Source organism: Synechococcus sp. H70.1 (assembly GCF_047502705.1).
Classification (GTDB): domain Bacteria; phylum Cyanobacteriota; class Cyanobacteriia; order Thermostichales; family Thermostichaceae; genus Thermostichus.
Map to the genome: position 1 here is coordinate 15,518 of NZ_JANSIV010000076.1, position 23,001 is coordinate 38,518.

The following is a 23,001-nucleotide window of genomic DNA, read 5'->3' on the forward strand; positions in this document are numbered from 1 at the left end:
CTAGATCCCTGTGGGCAGGAAGTCAGGTCTGGATACGCGGTTCCACACCCCAGCTATTTGAGATCCTACACCCCTAATCTTGGGCTGCAGATAGCAGGGCAACGGCGTAGGCAACCTCACCGCTGGCGCAGCGGCTGACGGACGGTTACCTCTGGTGCTTTGGCTTTGGGCAGCGGTTGAGTCAGGTGGCTGAGCTGAGCTTGCGCCTGCAGTTGCTCCTCAATCCAGTCGGCCAGCTCCCGCATGTAGAGGGCCACATGGAGGGCGTGGTCCTGCCGCAGCGGCTCCACTCCTTTTGCGGCTAGGCGGGCCCGGATGACGGGATCGCTGAGCTCTTCCAGGGCGGCAAAGTCCTCTGGCCGGTCAAACCCCAGCTCTGCCATTTTTTCAAACACGTATCCCAGCCGCAGGCCTGTGGTCTTGCACTGGGCTTCCCAGGGATCCCTGGCAGTGCGGTAGGCCGTTTGGGCAATGGTGCGCCAGGTGCCGCGGTGGATGTGCAGGCTAAGCTGCTGCTGATTCCAGCCCAGGGCTTCTCGCACCAGCAGGCCGCAATTGCAGCGGGTACTATCCCGCCAGCAGTACTCGCGATCCCAAAAGCCCCAGTGCTGGGCCTGCAAGCGATCGGCGGTGCGGCGCAAAAGGGCCGCCAGCTCCGGTGTAGGACGCATCATCAAGGCGGCAGAGGAGATCCCTTCCAGTCTAGGCAGGCGGGCGGCTGGGAACAACCCAGGCTTAATCCTTTTTTGAGTTCACTGAATCTGCTGCTTGAAGCTCGGTATCTTCAGCAGCCAAAGACCGTTGCCGCTGACGGTGGCGTTGCCAGGCCCCCCAGCTTACTCCCGCCAACAGCAGCGAGGCGCCGCCCAGGTAGGTGCCCCCTGCCGGCAGGCCGGCCAAGGCCAAGGCCAGGGATCCCCCCCAGAGGGTCATGGCGTAGATCAAGAGTACTGAATGCCGCTGCGACAGGCCGGCTTTGAGCAGGCGATGGTGCAAGTGGCCCTTGTCGGGATGAAAGGGGGACCTGCCCCTGGCCAGCCGCTTGAGGATGACGGCAGACATATCCAGGATCGGCACGGCCAGAATAAAAAACGGCAGGGCCACCGCCAGCGTGGTCACCCCCTTGGCCACCCCAATGACCCCGATCCCAGCTAGGGTAAAGCCCAAAAAGTAGGCTCCCCCATCTCCCATGAAGATCTGGGCCGGGTTGAAGTTGTAGCGCAAAAAGCCCAGACAGGCCCCCGCCAAGGCTGCCGCCAGCATCGCCGCCGCCGGCCGATCCAGCAGCAGCGTTACCATCAGCATCACGACTGCTGCGATCCCCGACACGCCTGCCGCCAAGCCATCCAGGCCATCCATGAAGTTGATGGCGTTGGCCATCCCCACCAGCCATAGCAGGGTAACTAGCAGGCTCAGCCACACCGGGAAGGGCCAGAGGCCAAGGCGCGGCAGGTTGATGAACTCAATGCGCACCCCTACTCCCCAGGCGGCGGCAGCCACCCCAAACTGCATCGCTAGGCGGGAAAAGGGCGACAACTGAAACAGATCATCCGCCAGGCCAATCAAAAAAAACAAAACGCCGCCAATGGTTACCCCCCAGATCTCGTACTCCTGCTCGGTGGACAAGCCGGCGAAGGCTCCAGCTCCCCAGAGCAAGAGCAGCGCCACCAGGTTGCCAAAAAAGATAGAGACCCCCCCTAGGCGCACCATCGGCTGCCGGTGGATCTTGCGCTCGTCAGGAAAATCCAACTGGCCGCTGCGGATTCCAACCGCCTTCACCACCGGGGTTGCCCAGAGAACCACACAGGCAGCAGCCAAAAAGGCAACCAAGTAAGGCATGGCAAGCCGTAGCGAGGAGGGGGGTTATCCCAAGTGGGGGTAGAGCGGAAAACGGCGGCAGAGCTCGGCGACTCGCCGGCGACAGGCTTCGAGCACGCCTGGATCCTCCGGTTGAAACAGGCAATCGGCAATAATTTCCCCAATTTCCTCAAATTCTGCCGCACCCAGACCGCGGGTGGTCAAGGCCGGGGATCCCAGGCGCAGGCCGCTGGCCACAGAGGGCGGCTGCGGGTCAAAGGGGATGGTGTTTTTGTTGGCGGTAATGTGGATCTCTTCCATCAGGCGATCCGCCCGCTTGCCCGTCATCACTGGATCAGCAGCCCCGTTTTTCTCCAGCACTGCCGAGACCGAGCGCAGATCCAGCAACACCAGGTGGTTGTCGGTGCCCCCTGAAACCAGCCGGATGCCCCGCCGCTGCAGCGTTGCCGCCAGGGCCTGGGCATTGGCAATGACCTGGGCGGAGTACTGGGCAAAGCTGGGCTGCAGGGCTTCTCCAAAGGCCACCGCCTTGCCGGCAATGACATGCTCCAAAGGCCCCCCTTGGCTGCCGGGGAATACCGCCTTATCCAGCTTTTTGCCCAATTCCGGGTCGCGGGTGAGAATCAGCCCCCCGCGCGGCCCCCGCAGCGTCTTGTGGGTGGTGGTGGTTACCACATCGCAGAGGGGCACGGGGTTGGGGTGGTGTCCAGTGGCCACCAGGCCGGCGATGTGGGCAATGTCTGCCATCAGATAGGCCCCCACCTCGTCGGCAATGGCACGGAAGGCAGCAAAATCAATTGTCCGCGGGTAGGCGGAGTAGCCGCAGATAATCAGCTTAGGCCGGTGCTGCAGGGCCAGATCCCGCACCTGGTCAAAATCAATCCGCTCCGTCTGCGGATCCACGCCATAGTGCACCACGCGGAACCACTTGCCGGAGACATTCACCGGCGAGCCATGGGTGAGGTGGCCGCCGTGGGCCAGATCCATGCCCATGATCGTGTCTCCTGGCTGCAGCAGAGCCAAGAAAACCGCGAAATTGGCCTGGGCGCCGGAGTGGGGCTGGACATTGGCGTGGGCTGCCCCAAACAGTTGCTTGGCCCGGTCAATGGCCAGTTGTTCGATCTCGTCGATAAATTCGCAGCCGCCGTAGTAGCGCTTGCCGGGTAGCCCCTCCGCATACTTGTTGGTAAGCACCGAGCCCTGCGCCGCCAGGACGGCCGGCGAGGTGAAGTTCTCGCTGGCAATCATCTCCAGGTGATCCCGCTGGCGCTGAAGCTCTTGCTGGATGAGGCGGTAAACGATGGGATCCGTTTCGGCCAAAATGGCCAGGTTGTCCCGGGGAGTGGTTAGGCTGTGGGGGGCGGCTACCATGGTGACGCCAAGAGCAAACGTTGCAAAGAAGAAAAGGCCAGAATTACCCTGCGGTCGCAACAGCGTTGCAAAGCAACATCGTAACACAGGCCAGGGGATCCCGCAGCGGCTAAGCGCAGAACCAAAGGCCGCTTTGTAAAGAATGTTTTTGGGCCCCAGGTCTGGTCACCAGCCGGGGTAAAGTGAGGGGCAGGTTTACAGCACTGGGTTTGTTTTAGGAGTTGATTATGACCGACGCGCAAGTTTTCACCATCCTGGCCATTGCCCTGGTGCCAGCAGTGATGGCCGTGCTGCTGGGATCCGCCCTGGCCCGCAGCTAGTTTCCATCTGGAAGAATAAGGTTGCTCTGGATCCGGGGGCCTGTCCTATAGAGCAGGCCCTTTTGAGTTGAGGCTCAGGGGCTGCGCCTAGGACGCTTTGCCATTGGCTAAAGTTGGATAAAGGATACTACCGGCAGCCAACCCAGAAGCAACTTGAGCCAGGTGGATCTACAGCGGGTTCAGCGCGCCCTTTCTCTGGAAGCGGAGGTGGGGTTTACCGACCTGCGGGGGCGAGAGCAGACCTTCTCCCAATTTTTGCAGAGCGTGTTTGGCCAGGATCCCCCCGCTGGCTGGATCTTGGATGGGGAAGCGCGACGTCGGTGGAAAGACGTGGCATCCCTCTATCGCCTCTACCCCCAGCTAGAGCTGGCGGAGCGGCAGCACCTGGTGGCGGAAACCCGCCGCTGGCTGGAGCGGCTGCGGCGCCAGCAAGAACAAGCCCACTCTGCTCCACCCAGCCCTGCTTTGCCCCTGCCCAAGGGCCTTAGCTTGGAGCAGCCGCTGCAATTTCTCAAGGGCATTGGCCCCAAGTCGGCGGAGAAACTGGCGCAACTGGGCCTGCACACTGTGCGCGATGCCCTCTACTACTTCCCCCGGGATCACCTGGACTATTCCCGCCGCGTGCTCATCCGCCAGGCCAAGGTGGGGGAGACGGTTACCCTGGTGGGGACGGTGAAAAGCTGCAGTTGCTTTACCAGCCCCAAAAACCCCTTGCTGACCATCTTCAACCTCAAGCTTGCCGACAAAAGCGGCGTAGTCACCCTCAGCCGCTTCTACAGCGGGCGGCAATTTGCCCAGCGCAGTTGGCAGGCAGCCCTGGAGCGGCAATACCCCAAGGGGGCAGTGGTGGCGGCCAGCGGTCTGGTGAAAAAGGGCCGCTTGGGCCTGACGCTGGACAACCCCCAACTGGAGGTGCTGGGGGGAGAGGGCGAGGATCCGGAGAGATTGGGCAGGATTCTACCCGTTTACCCCCTCTCAGAAGGGATCCCCGCCGATCTGGTGCGCAAAGCCGTCCAGCTCGCCCTGCCGGCAGCTGCCTTGGTGGAGGATCCCTTGCCGGAGCCCCTGAAGCGGCAGTTGCAGCTGTTGGACTTGCCCCTTGCCCTGCAGCAGATCCACTTTCCCAAGACGCAAGAGCTGCTGGCCCAGGCCCGGCGGCGGCTGGTGTTCGACGAGTTTTTCTACCTGCAACTTAGCCTCTTGCAGCGGCGGCAGCGCTACCGCGCCCAGGCCCAGGCTGTCCCCCGCTACCAGCCAGCTAGAGGAGAGCTCTTGGACCGCTTCTACCAAATCCTGCCCTTCCAGCTGACCGCTGCCCAGCAGCGGGCCATTGACGAGATCCTGGCGGATCTGCGGGATCCCTTGCCCATGAACCGCCTGCTGCAGGGGGATGTGGGATCCGGCAAAACTGTGGTGGCGGTGGCGGCTTTGCTGGCGGCCATCCAGTCGGGCTGGCAGACGGCCCTCATGGCTCCCACGGAGGTCTTGGCCGAGCAGCACTACCGCAAGCTGGTGGAGTGGCTCAGCCAACTGCAAGTGCCTGTGGAACTCTTGACCGGCTCCACACCCCCCGCCAAGCGGCGCGAGATCCTGCGGCAGTTGCAGACCGGGGAGCTGCCCCTAGTGGTTGGCACCCATGCCCTCATCCAGCCGGCGGTGCAGTTTCGCAACCTGGGCTTGGTGGTTATCGACGAGCAGCACCGCTTTGGCGTCGAACAGCGGGCTGCCCTGCAACAGAAAGGGGATCACCCCGATGTCCTGACCATGACGGCCACCCCCATCCCCCGCACCCTTACCCTGGCCCTGCACGGGGATCTGGATGTTACCCAAATTGACGAGTTGCCCCCGGGGCGCAAGCCGGTGCACACGGTGGTGGCTCGACCGGGGGATCGCCTGCAGGTGGTGCGGCTGATGGAGCGGGAGATTGCCCAGGGGCGGCAGGCCTACGTGGTGCTGCCTTTGATTGAAGAGTCCGAGAAGCTGGATCTCAAGTCCGCCATTGAAGAGCACCAGCGTCTGCAGGAGAAGGTCTTCCCCCAGTTCCGGGTGGGCCTGCTGCACGGGCGCCTAACTAGCAGCGAGAAGGACGCCGTCATAGAAGCTTTCCGCCGGCGGGAGCTGGATATCTTGGTTTCCACCACGGTGGTCGAGGTGGGGGTGGATGTGCCCAACGCCTCGGTGATGCTGGTGGAGCATGCCGAGCGCTTTGGCCTCTCCCAGCTCCACCAACTGCGGGGGCGGGTGGGGCGGGGATCCGACCAGGCCTACTGCATTTTAATGACGGGATCCCAAAGCGAAGAGGCCCTGCGCCGGCTAAAAGTCCTGGAGCAGTCCCACGATGGCTTTTTCATTGCCGAGATGGATCTGCGCTTCCGCGGCCCTGGGGAGGTGATGGGCACCCGCCAGTCGGGGCTGCCCGATTTTGCTCTGGCCAGCCTCATGGATGACCAAGAGGTGCTGCAGTTGGCCCGTCAGGCAGCAGAGCAGCTCATTGCCCAAGACCCACAGCTGCAGCAGTGGCCCCGCCTGCGTCGCATACTGGAAGAACGCCAGGCCCGCCTTTTGGGGCCGGCTTTGTTGACCTAACCTTGGTGCCTATGCCCCCTACTCCTGAAGAGCTGACGCTCCACGGCCTCTCCCCCCAGGAATATCACCAGATCCAGCAGCAACTGGGCCGGGATCCCAACCCCACCGAGCTGGCCATGTTTGGGGTGATGTGGTCGGAGCACTGCTGCTACAAGAACTCTCGCCCTCTGCTGAAAAACTTTCCCACCACAGGCGAGCGGGTGGTGGTGGGGCCGGGGGAAAATGCCGGCGTCGTGGATTTGGGGGATGGGGACTGGCTGGCCTTTAAGATTGAATCCCACAACCATCCTTCAGCGGTTGAGCCCTTCCAGGGAGCGGCCACCGGCGTGGGAGGCATCCTGCGCGATATCTTTACCCTGGGCGCCCGTCCCATTGCCCTGCTCAACTCCCTGCGCTTTGGGCCGCTGACGGATCCCCGCAACCGCCGCCTCATGGCCAGGGTGGTGGAGGGGATCGCCCACTACGGCAACTGCGTGGGGGTGCCCACGGTGGGGGGGGAAGTGGCCGTGGATCCCTGCTACAGTGGCAACCCCCTGCTCTAGTTCTGGGTTCTGGGGGTGCTGGTGCGCGCGTGGGTGGTGAATTGGGCCTCGGGGGGGGGGGGGACGCCGTTCTTGTAGGGGGGCGCCCCTACGGGGCGGGACGGGATCCGCGGGGCCAGCTTTGCCAGCGCCGAGCTCAAGGAGGACTCCCAGCAGGATCGGCCGGCGGTGCAGGTGGGGGATCCCTTTCTGGGCAAATGTCTCATCGAGGCCTGCCTGGAGGCCTTTGCCACAGGAGCCGTGGTGGCCGCCCAGGACATGGGAGCGGCCGGGATCACCTGCTCCACGGCGGAGATGGCCGCCAAAGGCGGCGTAGGGATCCGCTTTGATCTCGACCGGGTGCCGGCGCGGGAAAGCGGCATGGCCGCCTGGGAGTACCTGCTTTCGGAGTCCCAGGAGCGGATGCTGCTGGTGGTGCAAAAAGGTCGCGAGGCGGAGGTGATGGAGATCTTCCACCGCTGGGGCCTGCAGGCCAGCGTGGCCGGAGAAGTCATTGCTGAGCCGCTGGTGGAGATCTGGCACCGCGGAACCTGCGTGGTGCAAGTGCCGGCGCGGGCCTTGGCCGAAGAGACCCCCGTCTACGTCCGCCCGCTGCTGCCAGAGCCACCGGAGTACGTCCAGGCAGCGTGGCAGTGGGATCCCGCCACCCTACCCCCTTGCAGTCGCGAAGGGATCCACCTCGATCAGGCGACCCTGACGTGGCAAGAGGTGCTGCTGCGGCTTTTGGCCCGCCCCACCCTGGCCAGCAAAGCCTGGATCTATCGCCAATATGACCACCAGGTGCAAAACAACACTGTCCTTTGGCCGGGGCAGGGAGATGCAGCGGTTATCCGCATCCGCTCGCAAAAGTTTGGCGTGGGCGAGGTGCCCCCCCTGCAGGCTGCCCGCAAGGCCATTGCTGCCACCCTAGATGGCAATGGCCGCTGGGTATATTTGGATCCCTACGAGGGGGCCAAAGCCGCGGTGGCCGAAGCCGCCCGCAACCTCTCCTGCGTGGGGGCGGAGCCCTTGGCCGTAACCGACAACCTCAACTTCGGCAACCCGGAAAACCCGGTGGTGTACTGGCAGTTGGCCCTGGCCTGTCGGGGGATTGGGGAGGCCTGCCGTGCCCTAGGGACACCGGTAACAGGGGGGAACGTTTCCCTCTACAACGAGAAGGGATCCCAGGCCATCTACCCGACCCCCGTTATCGGCATGGTCGGTCTCCTTCCAGACTTGAAGTTGGTCTGTGGCCAGGGGTGGCAGCAGGAAGGGGATCTCATCTACCTCTTGGGAGCCCAGGCTGTTACCAGTCTGGGCGGCAGCGAGTATTTGGCGGCAATCTACAACACGGTCACAGGTCGGCCTGCCCCCGTGGATCTGGAACTGGAAAAGCGCGTGCAAAGGGCCTGCCGCCACGGCATCCGGCAGGGGTGGGTGCGCTCCGCCCACGACTGCAGCGAGGGAGGACTGGCCGTGGCTCTGGCGGAAGCCTGCCTCAGCGGGGGCCGCGGCGCCAGCGTCTCTCTGGCTCCCGGATCCCTGCGCTGGGATCAGGCCCTGTTTGGCGAGGGATCCAGCCGCATCCTCGTTTCTGTCGCTCCAGCCCAGCGCTCTCCTTGGGAAGCCTACATAGAGTCCCAGCTCCCCGGCCAGTGGCAACTGCTAGGACAGGTGGGATCCCCTGCCGATCCTTTGCTCTTGACAACTGCAGAAGGGGATCCCCTGTTGTCGGTTTCTTTAGCAGCCCTGCAGGTTGCCTACCACAGCGCCTTTGCCGACTAGCCGGATCTAGACTCCCTCATTTTGGTTCAGACAAATTGGCCTGGATCACCTCCCGATAGTAGGATTTGGGCTTAACGCCCACCACCTGCGCCACCAGCTCCTTGTTTTTAAAAAACTGCACCGTCGGCGTGCAGGTGACCCCGCCGGCTTCAGCAATCTCCGGATCCTTCTCGATGTCGATCTCCACCACGTGCAGCTTGTCGGCAAACTCTTCGATGACTTTGTTCAGGATTGGCCTGAGGGCATGACAAGGGGCACAGGTGGGAGCAGTGTACTTGACCATCAGCAGGCGATCGCTTTCGTGGTAGAGCCGCCGCAGGGCATAGCTCCCTTCATGGCAGGTCTTACTGAAATCCAGATCCTCGTGGCCGTTCTCCGCCACCGCAGCTTCCCCGGGCAACTCCGCCTCGGGAGGAGCCGTGGCAGGGCTGGGCTCAGGATGGCTCTGAGGGACGACGTGATACTCTTGGGCTAAGCCGTGTTCCGAGAGCCAGCGCTCCGCCAGCATGGCCGCCATACAGCCGCTGCCCGCCGCGGTGATGGCCTGGCGAAACTCGTGATCCTGCACATCCCCAGCGGCAAATACCCCCTCTACGCTGGTGGCTACCGATCCGGGGCGGGTGACAATATAGCCCACTTCATCCAGTTCCAGTTGCCCTTTGAACAGGTCGGTGTTGGGTTTGTGGCCGATGGCGTAAAATACCCCCCCTACTGCCATCTCCCGGATCTCGCCCGTCTGGTTGTTGCGCACCTTCACCCCCGTCAGGCGCTGGCCGTCACCCAGGACTTCCACCGCCTCCGTGTACCAGTGCACGGTAATCTTGGGGTGGTTGAGGACTCGGTCTTGCATGGCCTTGCTGGCCCGCATTTTGCCACTGCGCACCAGCATGTGGACATGGGATCCAAACTTGGTCAAATAGGTAGCTTCCTCGCAGGCGGTGTCGCCGCCGCCAATGACCACCAGCTCCACCCCCCTGAACATGGGCATGGCCCCATCGCAGACAGCACAGGCGGACATGCCGCGGTTCCAGTAGATCTCCTCTCCGGGCAGGTGTAGGCGCTTGGCCGTGGCCCCGGTGGCGATGATTAGGCTGTGGGTGCGCACTTCTCGCTCATCAGAGCGGACCACGAAAGGCCGCTGGCTGAGATCCACAAAGGTAACATCCTCGGGGTAGAGCTTTGCCCCCCACCGCTGCGCTTGAGCGCGCATGTTTTTCATCAGCTGGGGGCCGCTGATGCCCTCGGGAAAGCCCGGAAAGTTTTCCACCTCGGTGGTGGTCATCAGTTGCCCACCCGGGATCCCCCCCATCTGAAACCCCTCGAACACAACTGGCTTCAGCTTGGCCCGGCCGGCATAGATGGCCGCGGTCAAGCCAGCGGGCCCAGAGCCAATAATGACCACATTCTCAACCTGACTTTGCTCCGTCATCCTCTCTCTCCCCTTCTGCAGCTCTCTAAGTCAAACTCATAATGACTACGCTTTAGCCTAACACGACTCCGCAACCTCAGCGAGGTTGGGGCTCCCAGTCCTATTTTCGCTCTCGGCCAGGGCATTGGCCTGTCCGGGAACACCGGTGTAGCTTGCCAGTTGGCCTAGGCCTCTTCCCCTTGCAAGTAGCCTTACCGCAGGGGTTCCATTTAGTGGAGAGAAGGCCGGAGGCAGGCCAGTTTCGTATCAGAAAATACAAAAAACTGGTGTCGGCCTTTCTAGGATGGGTGAGCGCTTTTGGCCTGTCTGGGTCAAAGCATGGGGATCATCGGCTGGGATCCCACCCCTAGTCTCAACGGCAACCCAAGTTAGGAGAGAGCGATGGCATCCACCCCCCAAGAAGTGCTCCAGATGATCCAGGACAACAATGTCCAGATGGTGGATCTCAAGTTTGTGGATCTCTTTGGCACCTGGCAGCATATCTCCGTCCACTCTTCGATGCTGACGGAAGAAGTTTTTAGCGAAGGGCTGCCTTTTGATGGATCCAGCATCCGAGGCTGGAAATCCATCAACGAGTCGGACATGTACATGGTGCCGGATCCCAAAACAGCCTGGATCGACCCGTTTTTTCAAGTGCCCACCCTCAGCCTTATCTGTAACATTATTGAACCGCGCACCGGCCAGCCCTACAGCCGTTGTCCGCGAAGCCTAGCAGCGCGGGCTGTGGCCTATCTGCAGTCTACCGGCATTGCCGATACGGCTTACTTCGGGCCTGAAGCAGAGTTTTTCATCTTTGAAGATGTACGGTTTGACCAGACCCAAAACGCCGGCTACTACTTTGTCGATTCCATCGAGGGCCGCTGGAACTCGGGCCGGGAGGAAAAAGGGGGCAACCTGGGCTACAAGCCGCGCTACAAAGAGGGCTATTTCCCTGTGCCGCCCACCGATGCCCACCAGGATCTTCGTACCGAGATGCTGTTGACAATGGCCAAGCTAGGGGTGCCTATCGAAAAGCACCACCACGAGGTGGCCACCGGCGGGCAAGGGGAGCTGGGCTACCGCTTTGCCGATCTAATCACGGCTGCCGACTACATGATGATTTACAAGTACGTGATCCGGAACGTGGCCCGCAAGCACGGCAAGACGGTGACGTTCATGCCCAAGCCCCTCTTCAATGACAACGGCAGCGGCATGCACACGCACCAGTCCCTCTGGAAAGACGGCCAGCCCTTGTTTTACCAAGAAGGCAACTACGCCGATCTCAGCGAAACGGCTCTCTACTACATTGGCGGCCTGCTCAAGCATGCCCCAGCCATCCTAGCCTTTACCAACCCCACCACCAACTCCTACAAGCGCCTAGTGCCTGGGTTTGAGGCGCCGGTCAACTTGGCCTACTCGCAGGGCAACCGCTCCGCAGCCATTCGCATTCCAGTTACAGGCAAAAATCCCAAGGCCAAGCGGCTGGAGTTCCGCTGCCCCGATGCCACCTGCAACCCCTACATTGCCTTCTCGGCCATGTTGATGGCGGGGCTGGACGGGATCAAGAACAAGATCCATCCCGGCGAGCCCCTTGACAAAGATATCTACGATCTGGAGCCGGACGAGCTGGCCAAGATCCCCTCCACGCCCGGATCCCTGCTGGATGCTTTGGAAAACCTGCAGAAGGATCACGACTTCCTACTGGAGGGAGGTGTCTTTACTGAGGATCTCATCGAAACCTACATCGAGTACAAGATTGACAACGAGATCAACCCCATCAACCTGCGGCCTCACCCCTACGAGTTCGCGCTCTATTTCGACGCCTGATCGAGGTTCTCATTTGAAGCATTAGTTCTTGGCCACGGCTTTTGAACGGGATCCCTTCCTTTGCTGGAGGGATCCCTTTTTTTGGTATTCTGGGGCCGAAGTCTAGAGGTTGGAGGGAGGGTTTGGAATGGAATGGCTTATTTTTGGTCTGTTCTTGGTTTTTGTTATCGGCCTTCTGGCGCTTGCCGCCTATCTAGAGAAGAAGCGTCGGGAAGCTTTGGAGCAGGTGGCCAGGAGCCTGGGCATGTCGTTTTCAGCGGAGCTACCCGAAGGGATCCGCTCCCGCTTGCTTCAGGCAGGCTTTGAACTATTTGAACGAGGCTACGCTCGACGTTTCTACAACTCAATGTCCAAGCGGCTAATCGATGGAACTGAGATCGGTGCCTTTGACTATAAGTACACCCGCGGTAGCGGCAAGAGTCGCAGCACTCATCGCCAGTCTGTTTTCTGGGCCTATTGCGAAGATCTACGGCTACCTCATTTTCGGCTACATCCGAATATTCCCCTGTTTCATGACATTGCCAAAGCCTTTGGCATGCAAGATATCAACTTCGAGGGCCACCCTAAGTTTTCCCGCAGCTACCTTTTGCGCGGAGAAGATGAGGCCAAGATTCGCCTGCGCTTCCATCCTAGATTTCTTAGCTTCTTGGAGCAGCATCCTCCTTGTTGCGCTGAGGGATCCGGGCCGCAGCTTATTGTTTGGCGGGACGAGCAACGGGTGAGTCCAGAAAAAATGGCAGACTGGCTGCGCTTCGGGGAAGAATGGGTGCAACGACTGCGGCTGCGTCGCGTTTAACTCTCTGGATCGCCCCTCAAGGCCACTCCCTGGGTATGATGAGAGGAAGAGTTTAAAAAACGTAACGTGTCTTCCTCATTGTCCCAGGCAGTTGTTCTCATTACAGGGGCCACAGGGGGCATTGGCAGCGCCCTGGTGCCTATGTTGGCCCAGGCCGGAGCCCATCTGGTGCTGGCGGCACGGCGGGAGGATCCCTTGCGCGCGCTGGCAGAGAAAGCGGTGTCCCTGGGGGCTGCCTCCGGGCTGGGGATCCCTGCCGATGTGACGGACTATGCCCAGGTGGAGGCCCTTGTCAACCAAACCCTACAAAGGCACGGGCGGATCGACGTGTTGATCAACCTGGCAGGAGCCGGGATCCTCAAGCCTGCCCCGCAAATTACCCCTGCCGAGCTGGAGCGGATGCTGGCGGTTAACCTCAAGGGCAGCTTCTACACCAGCCAACTGGCAGCCAATGCCATGCGGGAGCAAAAATCCGGCCACATCCTCAACTTCCCCGGCATTTTGGGCCGTCACCCTATGGCCATGGCTGCAGCTTACTGTGCTGCCAAATTTGGCGTGGTCGGCTTTAGCAAATGCATGGCCGATGAGCTAAAGCGCTTTGGGGTGCGCTTTACCCTGTTTTACTTTGGCGGCATCGACTCACCCTTCTGGGATCCCATCAGCCTCAAGGTGCAAAGGGATAAAATGCTCAGCCCCACCACGGCTGCCGAGGCCATTCACTTTGTCCTCACGCTGCCCGCCAATGCCGTGCCCAATGAGGTGGTGCTGCAGCCGGAAAGCCATCAGTTTCTGTAACAGAGATCCTGGAGTCCCTCCACGAGCAGCCACGGGATGTCCCACCGCGTGGTTGTAGAGTACCCTACTTTCTTTCGCGGGGGTGTCTGGATCCTGGCCCTGACGCTGCAAGTCCAGGAGGGGCCCCCCAGTAGCTAAGGTTTGCTGAGAGCACCTTTAGGAGAGTCCCGAGAAGGGGTGGGATCCGTTGGCAAGCCCCTTCCTGGCCAGAGGAGGGTTGACCAAGCTGGGGGGCTGCTTGCAGCTATTTGGGCAGGTTGCTTCCATAATCAGGAAAGTGTCCACTCGAGGGCCTGGCCAATGGAGGCCATACGCTCACTTTTGCAAGAGGAGCCTATCCTCTCGTTTGCTCTACTGCTGGGGGTGATCCTGGTGGTGCCGCTGCTCTTTGAGCGGCTGCGCCTACCGGGGTTGGTGGGCCTTTTGGCGGCAGGGATCGCCCTAGGGCCGCAGGGACTGAACCTGCTGAGCTCAGAGCTGCCGACGGTGCAGTTGCTCTCGGATATTGGCGTGGTCTACCTGCTGTTTGTGGCCGGGCTGGAGATTGACCTGGAGCAATTTCGGCAGACCCGCAACCGCTCCGCCACCTTTGGCGTGTTGACCTTTGCCATCCCCCTAACTGTGGGCACTGCCATTGGGCGGCTATTTGGCTTTGGCTGGAATGCGGCCATTCTATTGGGATCCCTGTTTGCCTCCCACACCCCCCTGGGCTACCCCATCGTCAGCCGCTATGGCCTGGTGAGAAATGAGGCGGTGCTGGTCACCATTGGCGGCACCATCTTTACCGACATTGCCTCGCTGCTGGTCTTGGCAGTCTGTGTCGGCATCCACGGCGGTGAGTTTTCCCTCTGGAGCTTGGTGCGGCTGCTGGGATCCCTGCTGCTGTATGCGGCTGCGGTGCTGTTTGGGGTGGACTGGCTGGGGCAGCGGTTCTTTCGCGTAACCGGCAGCGAAGAGGGCAACCAATTTTTGTTTGTGCTGCTGGCTCTGTTTGTGGCGGCTCTGGGGGCGCAGTGGATTGGGGTAGAGAAGATCATCGGCGCCTTCTTGGCGGGGCTAGCCGTGAACGATGTGCTGCGGGAGGGCTCTGTCAAAGAAAAGATTGTCTTTGTCGGCAGCATCTTGTTCATCCCCGTCTTCTTTGTGGATATAGGGCTGTTGCTTGATCTACGCGCCTTTCTGCAAACCCTCAGCTCCCTTTGGCTGATGCTGAGCATCTTGCTGGGGCTAAGCCTGAGCAAATACGCTGCCGCCCAACTCTGTCAGTGGCTCTACCACTACACCCCGGCGCAAAAGCTAATGATGTGGTCACTCTCCCTGCCCCAGGTAGCCGCCACCCTGGCGGCCGCTCTAGTGGGGTACCGCGTGGGGCTACTCAAGGCGGAGGTGCTCAACAGCGTGGTGGTGCTAATGCTGGTTACAGCCACGCTGGGTCCAATTTTGACCACTCGGGCGGCTACGCAGATGGCTAGGGAGGAGGAACAGAGCCGGCTTCCGTCTGGGGCAGGGGTCTCTGTAACGCCGCCTCCCCAGCCCTACGTGGTCGTGGTGCCCCTGGCCAATCCCGAAACCGAGGAAAACCTCCTGGAGATGGCCTGCCTCCTGGCCAAGCACGAGGGCGGGCGGGTGGTTCCCCTCACGGTGGCGACCGGCCACCTGCACATGGACTCCCCCTTGCTGCAGGACTCCTTGGAGCGCGGCGAGGATCTGCTGCGGCGGGCAGTGGAGTTTTGTCAGGCCTGGGGAGTAGAAGTTACCCCCCTCAGCCGCATTGACAGCCACGTTGCCCAAGGGATCAGCCACGCCAGCCGTGAGCAGAACGCCAGCCTCATTGTCATGGGCTGGAGCGATCCCACCCGCTTGCGGGCCCGCCTCTTCGGCAGTGTCATCAATAGTGTCCTCTGGGCCGCTCACTGCCCCGTTGCCGTGGCGCGCTTGCTCCAGCCCCCTCACAAGCTGCGGCGGATCCTGGTGGCGCTGGAAAACTTTCGCTCGCAGTCAGCCCAGGCGGTGCGCCTAGCCCAGATCTTGGCTGCCGCCAACCAGGGGGAGATCACCTTGCTCCACATCTGCCCAGGCGGTACCCCCGAAAGCGATCGCCAGTGGCTGGAGGCGCAGCTTTTGTCTCTGGCCCAACAGCCAGACGTGGGCTACCCCGTCCAGGTAAAGGTCTTGGCCAGCGACGATGTCGCCAAAAAGCTCTTGCAAGAGGCGCAAGGGTTTGACCTGGTGGTGTTGCCCTTTTTTCGGCGGCGCCACCCCAGTGGGAGCCTCTCCTTTAGCGACACAACCACCCGCCTCCTGGAACGCCTCACCTGCTCTTTGCTCATGGTTGGGGAACCCCTCTAAGACCAGCGGCAGGTTAACCGTTCCCGCCAGCCTGCTGCTACAGCTCCTGCCGTGCCTCTAAGGCCCGGGCCAGGGTCACTTCATCGGCATACTCCAACTCGGATCCCATGGGCAGGCCGAAGGCTAGACGAGTCAGGCGCAGGTTGGGGGCAATCGGCCTAAGGTAATCTTTAACCACGTGCATAGTGACCTCCCCCTCCACACTGGGGCTGAGGGCAAAGATAAGCTCCTGGGGCTTTTCCCGAGCCACCCGTGCCACCAGTTCGCGGATGCGCAACTGCTCAGCCCCGATCCCGTTGATGGGCGAGATAAGGCCCCCCAACACGTGGTAGAGACCCTTAAACTCGCGCGTTCGCTCCACAGCAATGAGATCCCTGACATCGGCCACCACGCACCAGAGCAGGCGATCCCGCTGGGGCGAACGGCAGATCTCACAGGGATCCTCCGCCGACCAGTTGAAGCACAAAGAGCAGTGCTTAACGGTTTGTTTGGCTTCCAGCAGGGCTTGGGCCAGGGCCTCGACCTCGCCAGCGGGCCGGTTGAGCAAGTGCAAGGCCAGCCGCTGAGCTGTTTTGGAGCCAATTCCGGGCAGGCGCTGCAGCTCCTCGATGAGGCGAGCCAAAGGGCGAGTGTACATAGAAAGCCAGGCTGGCCAGTATCAGCCCAACCCCAACCCTGGCAGGCTGATATTCGCTGTCAGTTCCTCCATGCGCTTGCGCATCGTCTCAGCAGACTGGGTATAGGCATTCACCATTGCCGTGAGCAGCAAGTCCTCCACCACATCCACCGGCTCCTGGAGGACCTGGGGATCCAGGGACACCTTGAGGGGCTCCTGGTTGCCGTTGACCGTTACCTTCACCAACCCATTGCCAGCTTCGCCAACAATCTCCATTTCTTCTAGCTCTTTTTGTAGTCTTTGGGCGCCGTCGCGCACCTCTTGGGCTTTCTTGAGGGCTTCCTGAATTTTGCCAAAGGGTCCAAAGCCTCGTGTCATGGGATCCTCGTGGTTTAGAGACTCTGCTGTTCTACTCTACTCCTTTCCTTCCGTTGCTAAAAGACCTGCCCTCCCAAATTGGATTGGCCTTCTTCCTTGGGCTATCGTCTTCAGCTATTGTTGCAACGGGTGCAGCGGAAATTGTTGTCCTGCCTGGCACCCCACCCCTTGGGAGTAAACCCACTTGGAGCCCTGCCGTGTTGTTACTGGAGTGTTCCCCCTTAAAGCTCTCCCCAGCTGAGGCGCGGGAGAAATTGCTCTATTTGCTGGCGCAACTGGCCTACCGCGAGGGATCTTTTACTCTCACCTCTGGGCAGCAGAGCTCCTACTACATCAACTGCAAGCCCGTCACCCTCCACCCCCAGGGGGCCTACCTGGTGGGATCCTTGCTCCATCGGCTGTTGCCTCCCGAAACCGCCGCCGTTGCCGGGATGACCCTAGGGGCGGATCCCCTGGTGACGGCGGTGAGCTTGGCTTCCCTCTACGCCCAGCCCGCTAACCTAGCGGCCCTGATTGTCCGCAAAGAGCCCAAGGCGCACGGCACCCAGGCCTGGATCGAGGGGCCGGAACTGCCAGCTGGCAGTCGGGTCTGGATCTTGGAGGATGTCGTCACTACAGGTGGCTCCGCCCTCAAGGTCGTAGAGCGAGTACGCACAGCAGGCTACCGGGCAGAAGGGATCCTAGCCCTGGTGGATCGCCAGGAAGGGGCAGAAGCTCGCTTTCGCGAGAGGGGAATCCCCTTTCGCCGCCTGTTTACCCTCGAAGAGGTGCAGGCTTGCCACCGGGCTGTCTGCCAAGGTTGGAGAAGCTAGCTTGGAGGGACTTCCATCCAACTGCAAAAGTGACAGCATAGGCGGTGGAATACCCGGTTGGGCAAAAAGGCATAGCCATGCGCATGGGCAGACTCAGTGGCATCCTCCTCCATCCAACCTCTCTGCCGGGGCCATTTGGCATTGGCGATCTGGGGCCGTCGGCTTATCGGTTTGTGGATTTTTTGGTAGAAAGCGGCCAGAGCCTCTGGCAGGTGCTGCCTTTGGGACCCACTGGCTGGGGCAACTCCCCCTACATGAGCTTTTCCGCCATTGCCGGCAACCCCCTGCTGATTAGCCCGGAGCTGCTGGTGAAAGCCGGCTGGCTGGAGCCCAACAGCTGGCAGGAGCTGCCCCAATGGCCAGCCATTCAGGGGGGAAGGGCCGAGCGGGTGGACTACGAAACCGTGATCCCCTTCAAGCTGGGTCTGCTGCACCGCGCCTGGGCCACCTTCAAAGACAAGGCCAAGGCCGCCGACTGGGAAGCCTTTCAAGCCTACTGTGCTGCCGAGGCCGATTGGCTGCCGGACTACGCCCTGTTCATGGCCCTTAAAGAGGTATACGGCAACCAAGAGTGGACTCAATGGGATCTGGCTCTGGCCCAGCGGGATCCCCTTGCTCTCCAAGAGGCCCGCGACCGCTACGCCGAGGCTGTAACCCGCCAGATGTTCTGGCAGTATCTATTTGCCCAACAGTGGGGATCCCTAAGGGAGTATGCCCACCAGCATCAAGTGCAGCTTATTGGCGACGTACCCATCTACGTTGCTGCCGACAGTGCTGACGTCTGGGCCAGCCGGGAATTGTTTCAGCTCGATGAGCAAGGGCGGCCTCTGCGGGTAGCCGGCGTTCCTCCCGATTACTTTAGCCCCACTGGGCAGCGCTGGGGCAATCCCCTCTACAATTGGGAGGTGCTCAAGGCTCGCGGCTATAGCTGGTGGATCCGGCGCATCCAGGCCATCCTCAAACAGGTGGACTATGTGCGCATTGACCACTTTCGCGGCTTCGAAAGCTACTGGGCCATCCCTGCCGAGGCGGAAACAGCCGTAGAAGGGGAGTGGCAAAAGGGGCCGGGGGCTGATTTCTTTCGGGCGCTGGCCGAGAAGTTGGGGGAAGTTCCGCTCATTGCCGAAGATCTGGGAGAAATTACGCCGGAGGTGTTGCAATTGCGGGATCAATTTGGTCTGCCTGGCATGAAAGTCCTGCTGTTCGCCTTCGGCGCTGGCCCTGACAATCCCCACCTGCCCCACAACTACGAGCGCAACTTCGTCGTCTACACCGGCACCCACGACAACAACACTGTGGTGGGCTGGTTTCATGACCCAGAACGCCCGGAGTGGGAAAAACAAAACCTATTGCGCTACCTCGGCTGCCAGGGATCGGAGGGCATCCACTGGGATCTCATCCGCCTCGCCTTTGCCTCCGTGGCCAGTCTGGCCATCATTCCCCTGCAAGATGTGATGGGCCTGGGGGCAGAGGCGCGCATGAACTTCCCCGGCAGGGCCGAGAACAACTGGGCCTGGCGCTACCGCGAGGAGATGCTGCAACCAGAGCTGGCCCAGCGGCTGGCGGAGCTCAGTGTAACCTACGGGCGCATCTCGGCCCAAGACTTGGAGCAGCGGCGGGCGGCTCTGGCAGCCTCCAGCTCTAGCTAGTTCTCCAAGCAGCGACGGCGGGGACCCCACCTAGTCAAGGGCTTGCACCTTGGCTAGGAACTCCGCCACTGTCAGGGATCCCCAGTCTTGTCCGTGGCGCTGGCGCACGCTCACTGTGCCAGTTGCCTGTTCTTTTTCTCCCACAATGAGCATGAAGGGGATCCTGGCCTTCTCGGCGTTGCGGATCTTTTTGGGCAGGCGCTCGCTGTCGGCATCGATGTGGACGCGGATCCCCTGTTCCCGCAGCTGGTCCCGCACCTGGGTGGCATAGCCCAGGTACTGGTCGGAAACGGGCAAAATGCGCACCTGTTCTGGCGCTAGCCAGAAGGGAAAATCCCCCGCGTATTCTTCAATGAGGATTCCAATGAGCCGCTCCAGCGAGCCAAAGGGAGCGCGGTGGATCATCACCGGCCGCTGCCGGGAGCCGTCTTCGGCTACGTAGTACAAATCAAAGCGCTGCGGGTTTTGGTAGTCCACCTGCACTGTGCCCAACTGCCACTCCCGATCCAGCGCGTCGCGGAAGATGAAGTCCAGCTTCGGCCCGTAGAAAGCTGCCTCCCCGATCCCTTCAAAATAGGGCATCGACAACTTCTCCACCGCGCGGCGAATGGCGTTCTCGGCCATGTCCCACTCTTCCGGGGATCCCAAATATTTATCGGATTTGGGATCGCGGAAACTGAGGCGGGCGCGAAAATTCTTGAGTTTGAGCTTGTCGAAAACGACCAGAATGAGATCGACAACCTTGAGAAACTCTTCTTCCAACTGATCGGGCCGGACAAACAAATGGGCATCATCTACCGTGAAGCCGCGAACGCGGGTTAAGCCTCCCAGCTCTCCCGATTGTTCGTAGCGATAGACGGTGCCGAATTCGGCATAGCGCAGTGGTAAGTCGCGGTAGGAGCGCAGCTCCGATTTATAGATTTGGATGTGAAAAGGGCAGTTCATCGGCTTCATGACAAAGCCCTGCTCTGCCGCCCGTGCTTCCTCGCTTTCCGCCATCAGGGGAAACATGTCTTCCCGATACTTTTGCCAGTGGCCGGAGATCTTGAACAAATCCACACGGGCAATATGGGGTGTCACCACCGGCAGATAGCCCCGCTTGAGCTGCTCCTGCTTGAGAAAATCCTCCAGCACCCAGCGCAGGGTAGTTCCTTTGGGAGTCCAAAGGGGCAGGCCCGGCCCCACCTCGTCGGAAAAGATGAATAGGCCCAACTCCTTGCCCAGCTTGCGGTGATCCCGTCGCTTGGCCTCTTCCAGCCGCCGCTTGTATTCCTTCAGCTCCTCTGGCGTCTCCCAGGCAGTGCCGTAGATGCGCTGAAGCTGGGGCCTGCTTGCATCTCCTCGCCAATAGGCGCCAGCTACGCTGAGCAGGTCAAAAGCCTTGGGGTTGATCTCCTTAGTGTTTTCCACGTGGGGGCCGGCACAGAGATCCCACCACTCGTCCCCCAGATGATAAATAGTGATCGGCTCGCCTTCGGGGATGCTGTCTAGGATCTCCAACTTGTAAGGCTCGCCAAGGGCTTCGATGCGGCGTCTGGCTTCTTCCCGACTCACCTCCTCACGGATTACCGGCAAGCCCTTTTTGATGATGGCCTGCATCTCTTTTTTGATGCGCTCTAGATCTTCCGGGGTGAAGGGCTCGGGATGGTCAAAATCGTAGTAGAAGCCATAGTCCGTTGTTGGGCCGATGGTTACCTTTGCCTTGGGAAATAGCCTTTGCACCGCCATGGCCATCACATGGGAGGTGGTATGGCGAATGCGCTCCAGCTTGGGAGACTCCTGAGTACGCAGCAGCTTGAGAGTACTATTGGCCTGCTGAGGCGACGCGGCTGGTTGAGACATCGGAACCCGCTTTAACAACAAAGACTATTCGTACTCTTATCTTAGGCTGAGGCAAGGGCAGTCGAGATACTGCTGGGTTGAGAGGCCCCTCAAGCTTAGCCAAGAAAAAGGGGCAAAAGCGCGCGGTATTATTATTGAGGTGCTGCAACCCCTGCCTTTATCATGGTCTCCTCGCCCGCCAACCTTGTTGCACGCTCTGCTGCCTCTGAACCGCAACCGCTCTCCCTTTCTGGAGGTGCTCCCGTTATCGCCGCCATCGATGTGGGCAGCAACTCCCTACACATGGTGGTGGTGCGCATCAACCCCCACATCCCCAGCTTCACCATCATCTCCCGCGAAAAAGCCACCGTCCGCCTGGGAGAGTTTTGCAGCCAGACGGGCGCCCTGACGCCTGCAGCCATGGAACGGGCGCGGTTGGCTCTGGAGCGGTTTTGCCGCCTTGCCGAAAGCTTTCAGGTGCAGGACATTGTTGCGGTGGCTACTAGTGCCGTGCGCGAAGCCCCCAACGGGCTGGAATTTTTAAAGCGGATAGAACAGGAGCTGGGCCTGCGGGTGGAGTTGATCTCGGGCCAGGAGGAAGCCCGCCGCATCTACCTGGGGGTACTCTCGGCCATGGAGTTCCACAACCGGCTGCACGCAGTGGTGGATATCGGCGGCGGCTCCACCGAGCTGATTCTGGGCAACGGCCAAGAGCCCGAGTTCCTGCGCAGCATCAAGGTGGGAGCGGTGCGCCTGACCCAAGCGTTTTTGCACCACGATCCGCCTACTGCTGCCGAGTTGCAAGCCCTGCGGCAACACATCCGCGGCATGCTGGAAGCTCCCATCGAGCAGATGAGGCGCATCGTTGCAGCCTCACAGCAGCAGGGATCCCTGCCCTTGGTGGGCACCTCTGGCACCATCGAGTGCCTGGCCCAGTTGGATGCCCGCCGTCGCTTGGGTGCTGTCCCCACTCGCCTGCAGGGGTACAAGTTTAGCCTGGAAGCCCTGCGGGGCTATGTCAAAGAGCTGCGCTCTCTCACCGTAGCCGAACGGCAAAAGCTACCTGGTCTTGGGGAGAGGCGGGGAGAAATCATCCTAGCGGGGGCAGTCATCTTGGAGGAGGTGATGACCCTGCTGGGGGTGGAGAAGATCCAGTTTTGTGAGCGGGCCCTGCGGGAAGGGCTGATCGTAGATTGGATGATCAGCCAGGGGTTAATTGAAGATCGGCTGCGCTACCACAGCTCGGTGCGGCGGCGCAGCGTCCTCAAGCTGGCGGAAAAATACCAGGTGGAGATCCCCTACGCCGAGCGAGTGGCGGAGTTTGCCCTCAGCCTCTTCGATCAAACCCGCGGCATCCTGCACTCCTGGGGCTCTCGCGAGCGAGCCCTTCTCTGGGCGGCGGCCATGCTGCACAACTGCGGCCACTTCATTAGCCATGCCGCCCACCACAAACACTCCTACTACCTCATCCGCTACGGGGAACTCTTGGGCTTTAACGAGGAAGAGGTGGAGGTGATCGCCAACCTAGCCCGCTACCATCGCAAGTCCCCCCCCAAGAAGAAGCACGAGAACTTTCAGCGCCTTACCAACGAGCGGGATCGCCAAGTGGTCCTGGAACTGAGTCCCTTGTTGCGCATAGCCTGTGCTCTGGATCGCCGCCGCCTGCAGGCCATCCAGGCGGTGCACTGCCGTTTTCAGCTTTTGGGAGAGGGCCCCCGTTGCCTGGAGCTCATTTTGGAGCCCAAGCACCCCAACGATGACTGTGCTCTAGAGCTGTGGAGCTTGAACGAGAAGAAAAAAGTCTTCGAGCAACAGTTCAAACTGCAAGTTATCCCCAAGCTCTCTACCCAGCTGCAGCACAGCGCGGATCCCTTTGAGGCAGCCATCTAGCCAAAGAGCAGATGGTCATTTCCAACAAGACAAAGACACTTTGCTGCCCACCCAACTACCAAGCTGCTGCTGAATGCCAACAGCTGGCCAATCGGATTCTTGAGCTGCTGAGGGCAGGGGGGTGGATAAGCCCCCTCCCAAACTCGCAGCGCCAGGGCCGAGATCCCGCACCCCCGCGAAGATGGGGTAGGAGGGTCTCGGGTGTAACCACGCGGTGGGACCTGCTGGGGTTGCTCGTAGAGGGACAATTGAAGCGTTC

16 protein-coding genes and 1 pseudogene are annotated in these 23,001 nt (G+C 60.9%); 10 read left to right on the forward strand and 7 right to left on the reverse strand.

Annotation, left to right across the window (positions count from 1 at the left end; all coding sequences use genetic code 11):
• Positions 1–116: 116 nt before the first annotated feature.
• The 3 genes from NW827_RS05505 to glyA all read right to left on the reverse strand — a co-directional run bounded on the left by NW827_RS05505 (position 117) and on the right by glyA (position 3,189).
• A complete protein-coding gene (locus NW827_RS05505) occupies positions 117–674 on the reverse strand; it encodes a hypothetical protein (RefSeq protein ID WP_414403310.1) in 558 nt (185 codons plus the stop codon).
• A 61-nt stretch (positions 675–735) separates the two neighbouring features.
• Entirely contained in the window at positions 736–1,839 is a 1,104-nt protein-coding gene (locus NW827_RS05510; RefSeq protein WP_414362003.1) for a glycosyltransferase family 4 protein, read from the reverse strand.
• Between the two features lie 24 nt (positions 1,840–1,863).
• A complete protein-coding gene (glyA, locus tag NW827_RS05515) occupies positions 1,864–3,189 on the reverse strand; it encodes a serine hydroxymethyltransferase (RefSeq protein WP_414362001.1) in 1,326 nt (441 codons plus the stop codon).
• 227 nt (positions 3,190–3,416) lie between these two features.
• On the opposite strand from glyA, the gene psaM reads away from it, so the two are divergent.
• The 3 genes and pseudogenes from psaM (at position 3,417) to purL (ending at position 8,401) form a co-directional block, all read left to right on the forward strand.
• Complete coding sequence (gene psaM / locus NW827_RS05520; protein WP_414332959.1) at positions 3,417–3,509, forward strand: photosystem I reaction center subunit XII; 93 nt, start codon at positions 3,417–3,419, stop codon at positions 3,507–3,509.
• Positions 3,510–3,671: 162 nt separating this feature from the next.
• The gene (recG, locus tag NW827_RS05525) at positions 3,672–6,095 is read left to right on the forward strand and encodes an ATP-dependent DNA helicase RecG (RefSeq protein ID WP_414503443.1); all 2,424 of its coding nucleotides are present in this window, start codon (positions 3,672–3,674) and stop codon (positions 6,093–6,095) included.
• A gap of 11 nt (positions 6,096–6,106) precedes the next feature.
• Positions 6,107–8,401 (forward strand): annotated as a pseudogene (purL, locus tag NW827_RS05530) (phosphoribosylformylglycinamidine synthase subunit PurL).
• Positions 8,402–8,417: 16 nt separating this feature from the next.
• Here the strand turns inward: purL and trxB are convergent.
• Entirely contained in the window at positions 8,418–9,830 is a 1,413-nt protein-coding gene (trxB, locus tag NW827_RS05535; protein WP_414403313.1) for a thioredoxin-disulfide reductase, read from the reverse strand.
• 381 nt (positions 9,831–10,211) lie between these two features.
• Here trxB and glnA point away from each other — a divergent pair, with 381 nt between their 5' ends.
• The 4 genes from glnA to NW827_RS05555 all read left to right on the forward strand — a co-directional run bounded on the left by glnA (position 10,212) and on the right by NW827_RS05555 (position 15,576).
• On the forward strand, positions 10,212–11,636 hold the full coding sequence (gene glnA / locus NW827_RS05540; RefSeq protein ID WP_414361996.1) for a type I glutamate--ammonia ligase: 1,425 nt from the start codon (positions 10,212–10,214) through the stop codon (positions 11,634–11,636).
• 127 nt (positions 11,637–11,763) lie between these two features.
• Positions 11,764–12,432, forward strand: a complete 669-nt coding sequence (locus NW827_RS05545; RefSeq protein WP_414403314.1) for a hypothetical protein — start codon at positions 11,764–11,766, stop codon at positions 12,430–12,432.
• Between the two features lie 66 nt (positions 12,433–12,498).
• On the forward strand, positions 12,499–13,227 hold the full coding sequence (locus NW827_RS05550; protein ID WP_414361992.1) for an SDR family oxidoreductase: 729 nt from the start codon (positions 12,499–12,501) through the stop codon (positions 13,225–13,227).
• 321 nt (positions 13,228–13,548) lie between these two features.
• Positions 13,549–15,576, forward strand: coding sequence for a cation:proton antiporter (locus NW827_RS05555; RefSeq protein WP_414503429.1), 2,028 nt, complete (start codon positions 13,549–13,551; stop codon positions 15,574–15,576).
• 37 nt (positions 15,577–15,613) lie between these two features.
• Here NW827_RS05555 and recR read toward each other — a convergent pair whose 3' ends face one another.
• A complete protein-coding gene (recR, locus tag NW827_RS05560) occupies positions 15,614–16,213 on the reverse strand; it encodes a recombination mediator RecR (RefSeq protein WP_414403316.1) in 600 nt (199 codons plus the stop codon).
• 21 nt (positions 16,214–16,234) lie between these two features.
• The gene (locus tag NW827_RS05565; RefSeq protein WP_414403317.1) at positions 16,235–16,570 is read right to left on the reverse strand and encodes a YbaB/EbfC family nucleoid-associated protein; all 336 of its coding nucleotides are present in this window, start codon (positions 16,568–16,570) and stop codon (positions 16,235–16,237) included.
• A 197-nt stretch (positions 16,571–16,767) separates the two neighbouring features.
• Between NW827_RS05565 and pyrE the strand changes: the two genes are divergently transcribed.
• Both pyrE and malQ read left to right on the forward strand, forming a co-directional pair.
• Positions 16,768–17,382, forward strand: a complete 615-nt coding sequence (gene pyrE / locus NW827_RS05570; protein ID WP_414403318.1) for an orotate phosphoribosyltransferase — start codon at positions 16,768–16,770, stop codon at positions 17,380–17,382.
• 77 nt (positions 17,383–17,459) lie between these two features.
• Positions 17,460–19,031, forward strand: a complete 1,572-nt coding sequence (gene malQ / locus NW827_RS05575) for a 4-alpha-glucanotransferase (protein ID WP_414503444.1) — start codon at positions 17,460–17,462, stop codon at positions 19,029–19,031.
• A 30-nt stretch (positions 19,032–19,061) separates the two neighbouring features.
• Here malQ and thrS read toward each other — a convergent pair whose 3' ends face one another.
• Entirely contained in the window at positions 19,062–20,873 is a 1,812-nt protein-coding gene (gene thrS / locus NW827_RS05580; RefSeq protein WP_414403319.1) for a threonine--tRNA ligase, read from the reverse strand.
• Positions 20,874–21,035: 162 nt separating this feature from the next.
• Between thrS and NW827_RS05585 the strand changes: the two genes are divergently transcribed.
• Positions 21,036–22,742 carry an HD domain-containing protein gene (locus tag NW827_RS05585; protein ID WP_414403320.1) on the forward strand — a complete coding sequence of 569 codons (1,707 nt, stop codon included), beginning with the start codon at positions 21,036–21,038 and terminating at the stop codon, positions 22,740–22,742.
• Positions 22,743–23,001 lie beyond the last annotated feature (259 nt).

Bases quoted from the DNA above. Each gene is read 5' to 3' on its own strand.
- malQ (WP_414503444.1), top strand. From the start codon at position 17,460: ATGCGCATGGGCAGACTCAGTGGCATCCTCCTCCATCCAACCTCTCTG.
- trxB (WP_414403313.1), bottom strand. From the start codon at position 9,830: ATGACGGAGCAAAGTCAGGTTGAGAATGTGGTCATTATTGGCTCTGGG.
- NW827_RS05545 (WP_414403314.1), top strand. From the start codon at position 11,764: ATGGAATGGCTTATTTTTGGTCTGTTCTTGGTTTTTGTTATCGGCCTT.
- NW827_RS05510 (WP_414362003.1), bottom strand. From the start codon at position 1,839: ATGCCTTACTTGGTTGCCTTTTTGGCTGCTGCCTGTGTGGTTCTCTGG.
- glnA (WP_414361996.1), top strand. From the start codon at position 10,212: ATGGCATCCACCCCCCAAGAAGTGCTCCAGATGATCCAGGACAACAAT.
- psaM (WP_414332959.1), top strand. From the start codon at position 3,417: ATGACCGACGCGCAAGTTTTCACCATCCTGGCCATTGCCCTGGTGCCA.
- thrS (WP_414403319.1), bottom strand. From the start codon at position 20,873: ATGTCTCAACCAGCCGCGTCGCCTCAGCAGGCCAATAGTACTCTCAAG.
- NW827_RS05565 (WP_414403317.1), bottom strand. From the start codon at position 16,570: ATGACACGAGGCTTTGGACCCTTTGGCAAAATTCAGGAAGCCCTCAAG.
- NW827_RS05585 (WP_414403320.1), top strand. From the start codon at position 21,036: ATGGTCTCCTCGCCCGCCAACCTTGTTGCACGCTCTGCTGCCTCTGAA.
- recR (WP_414403316.1), bottom strand. From the start codon at position 16,213: ATGTACACTCGCCCTTTGGCTCGCCTCATCGAGGAGCTGCAGCGCCTG.
- NW827_RS05505 (WP_414403310.1), bottom strand. From the start codon at position 674: ATGATGCGTCCTACACCGGAGCTGGCGGCCCTTTTGCGCCGCACCGCC.
- glyA (WP_414362001.1), bottom strand. From the start codon at position 3,189: ATGGTAGCCGCCCCCCACAGCCTAACCACTCCCCGGGACAACCTGGCC.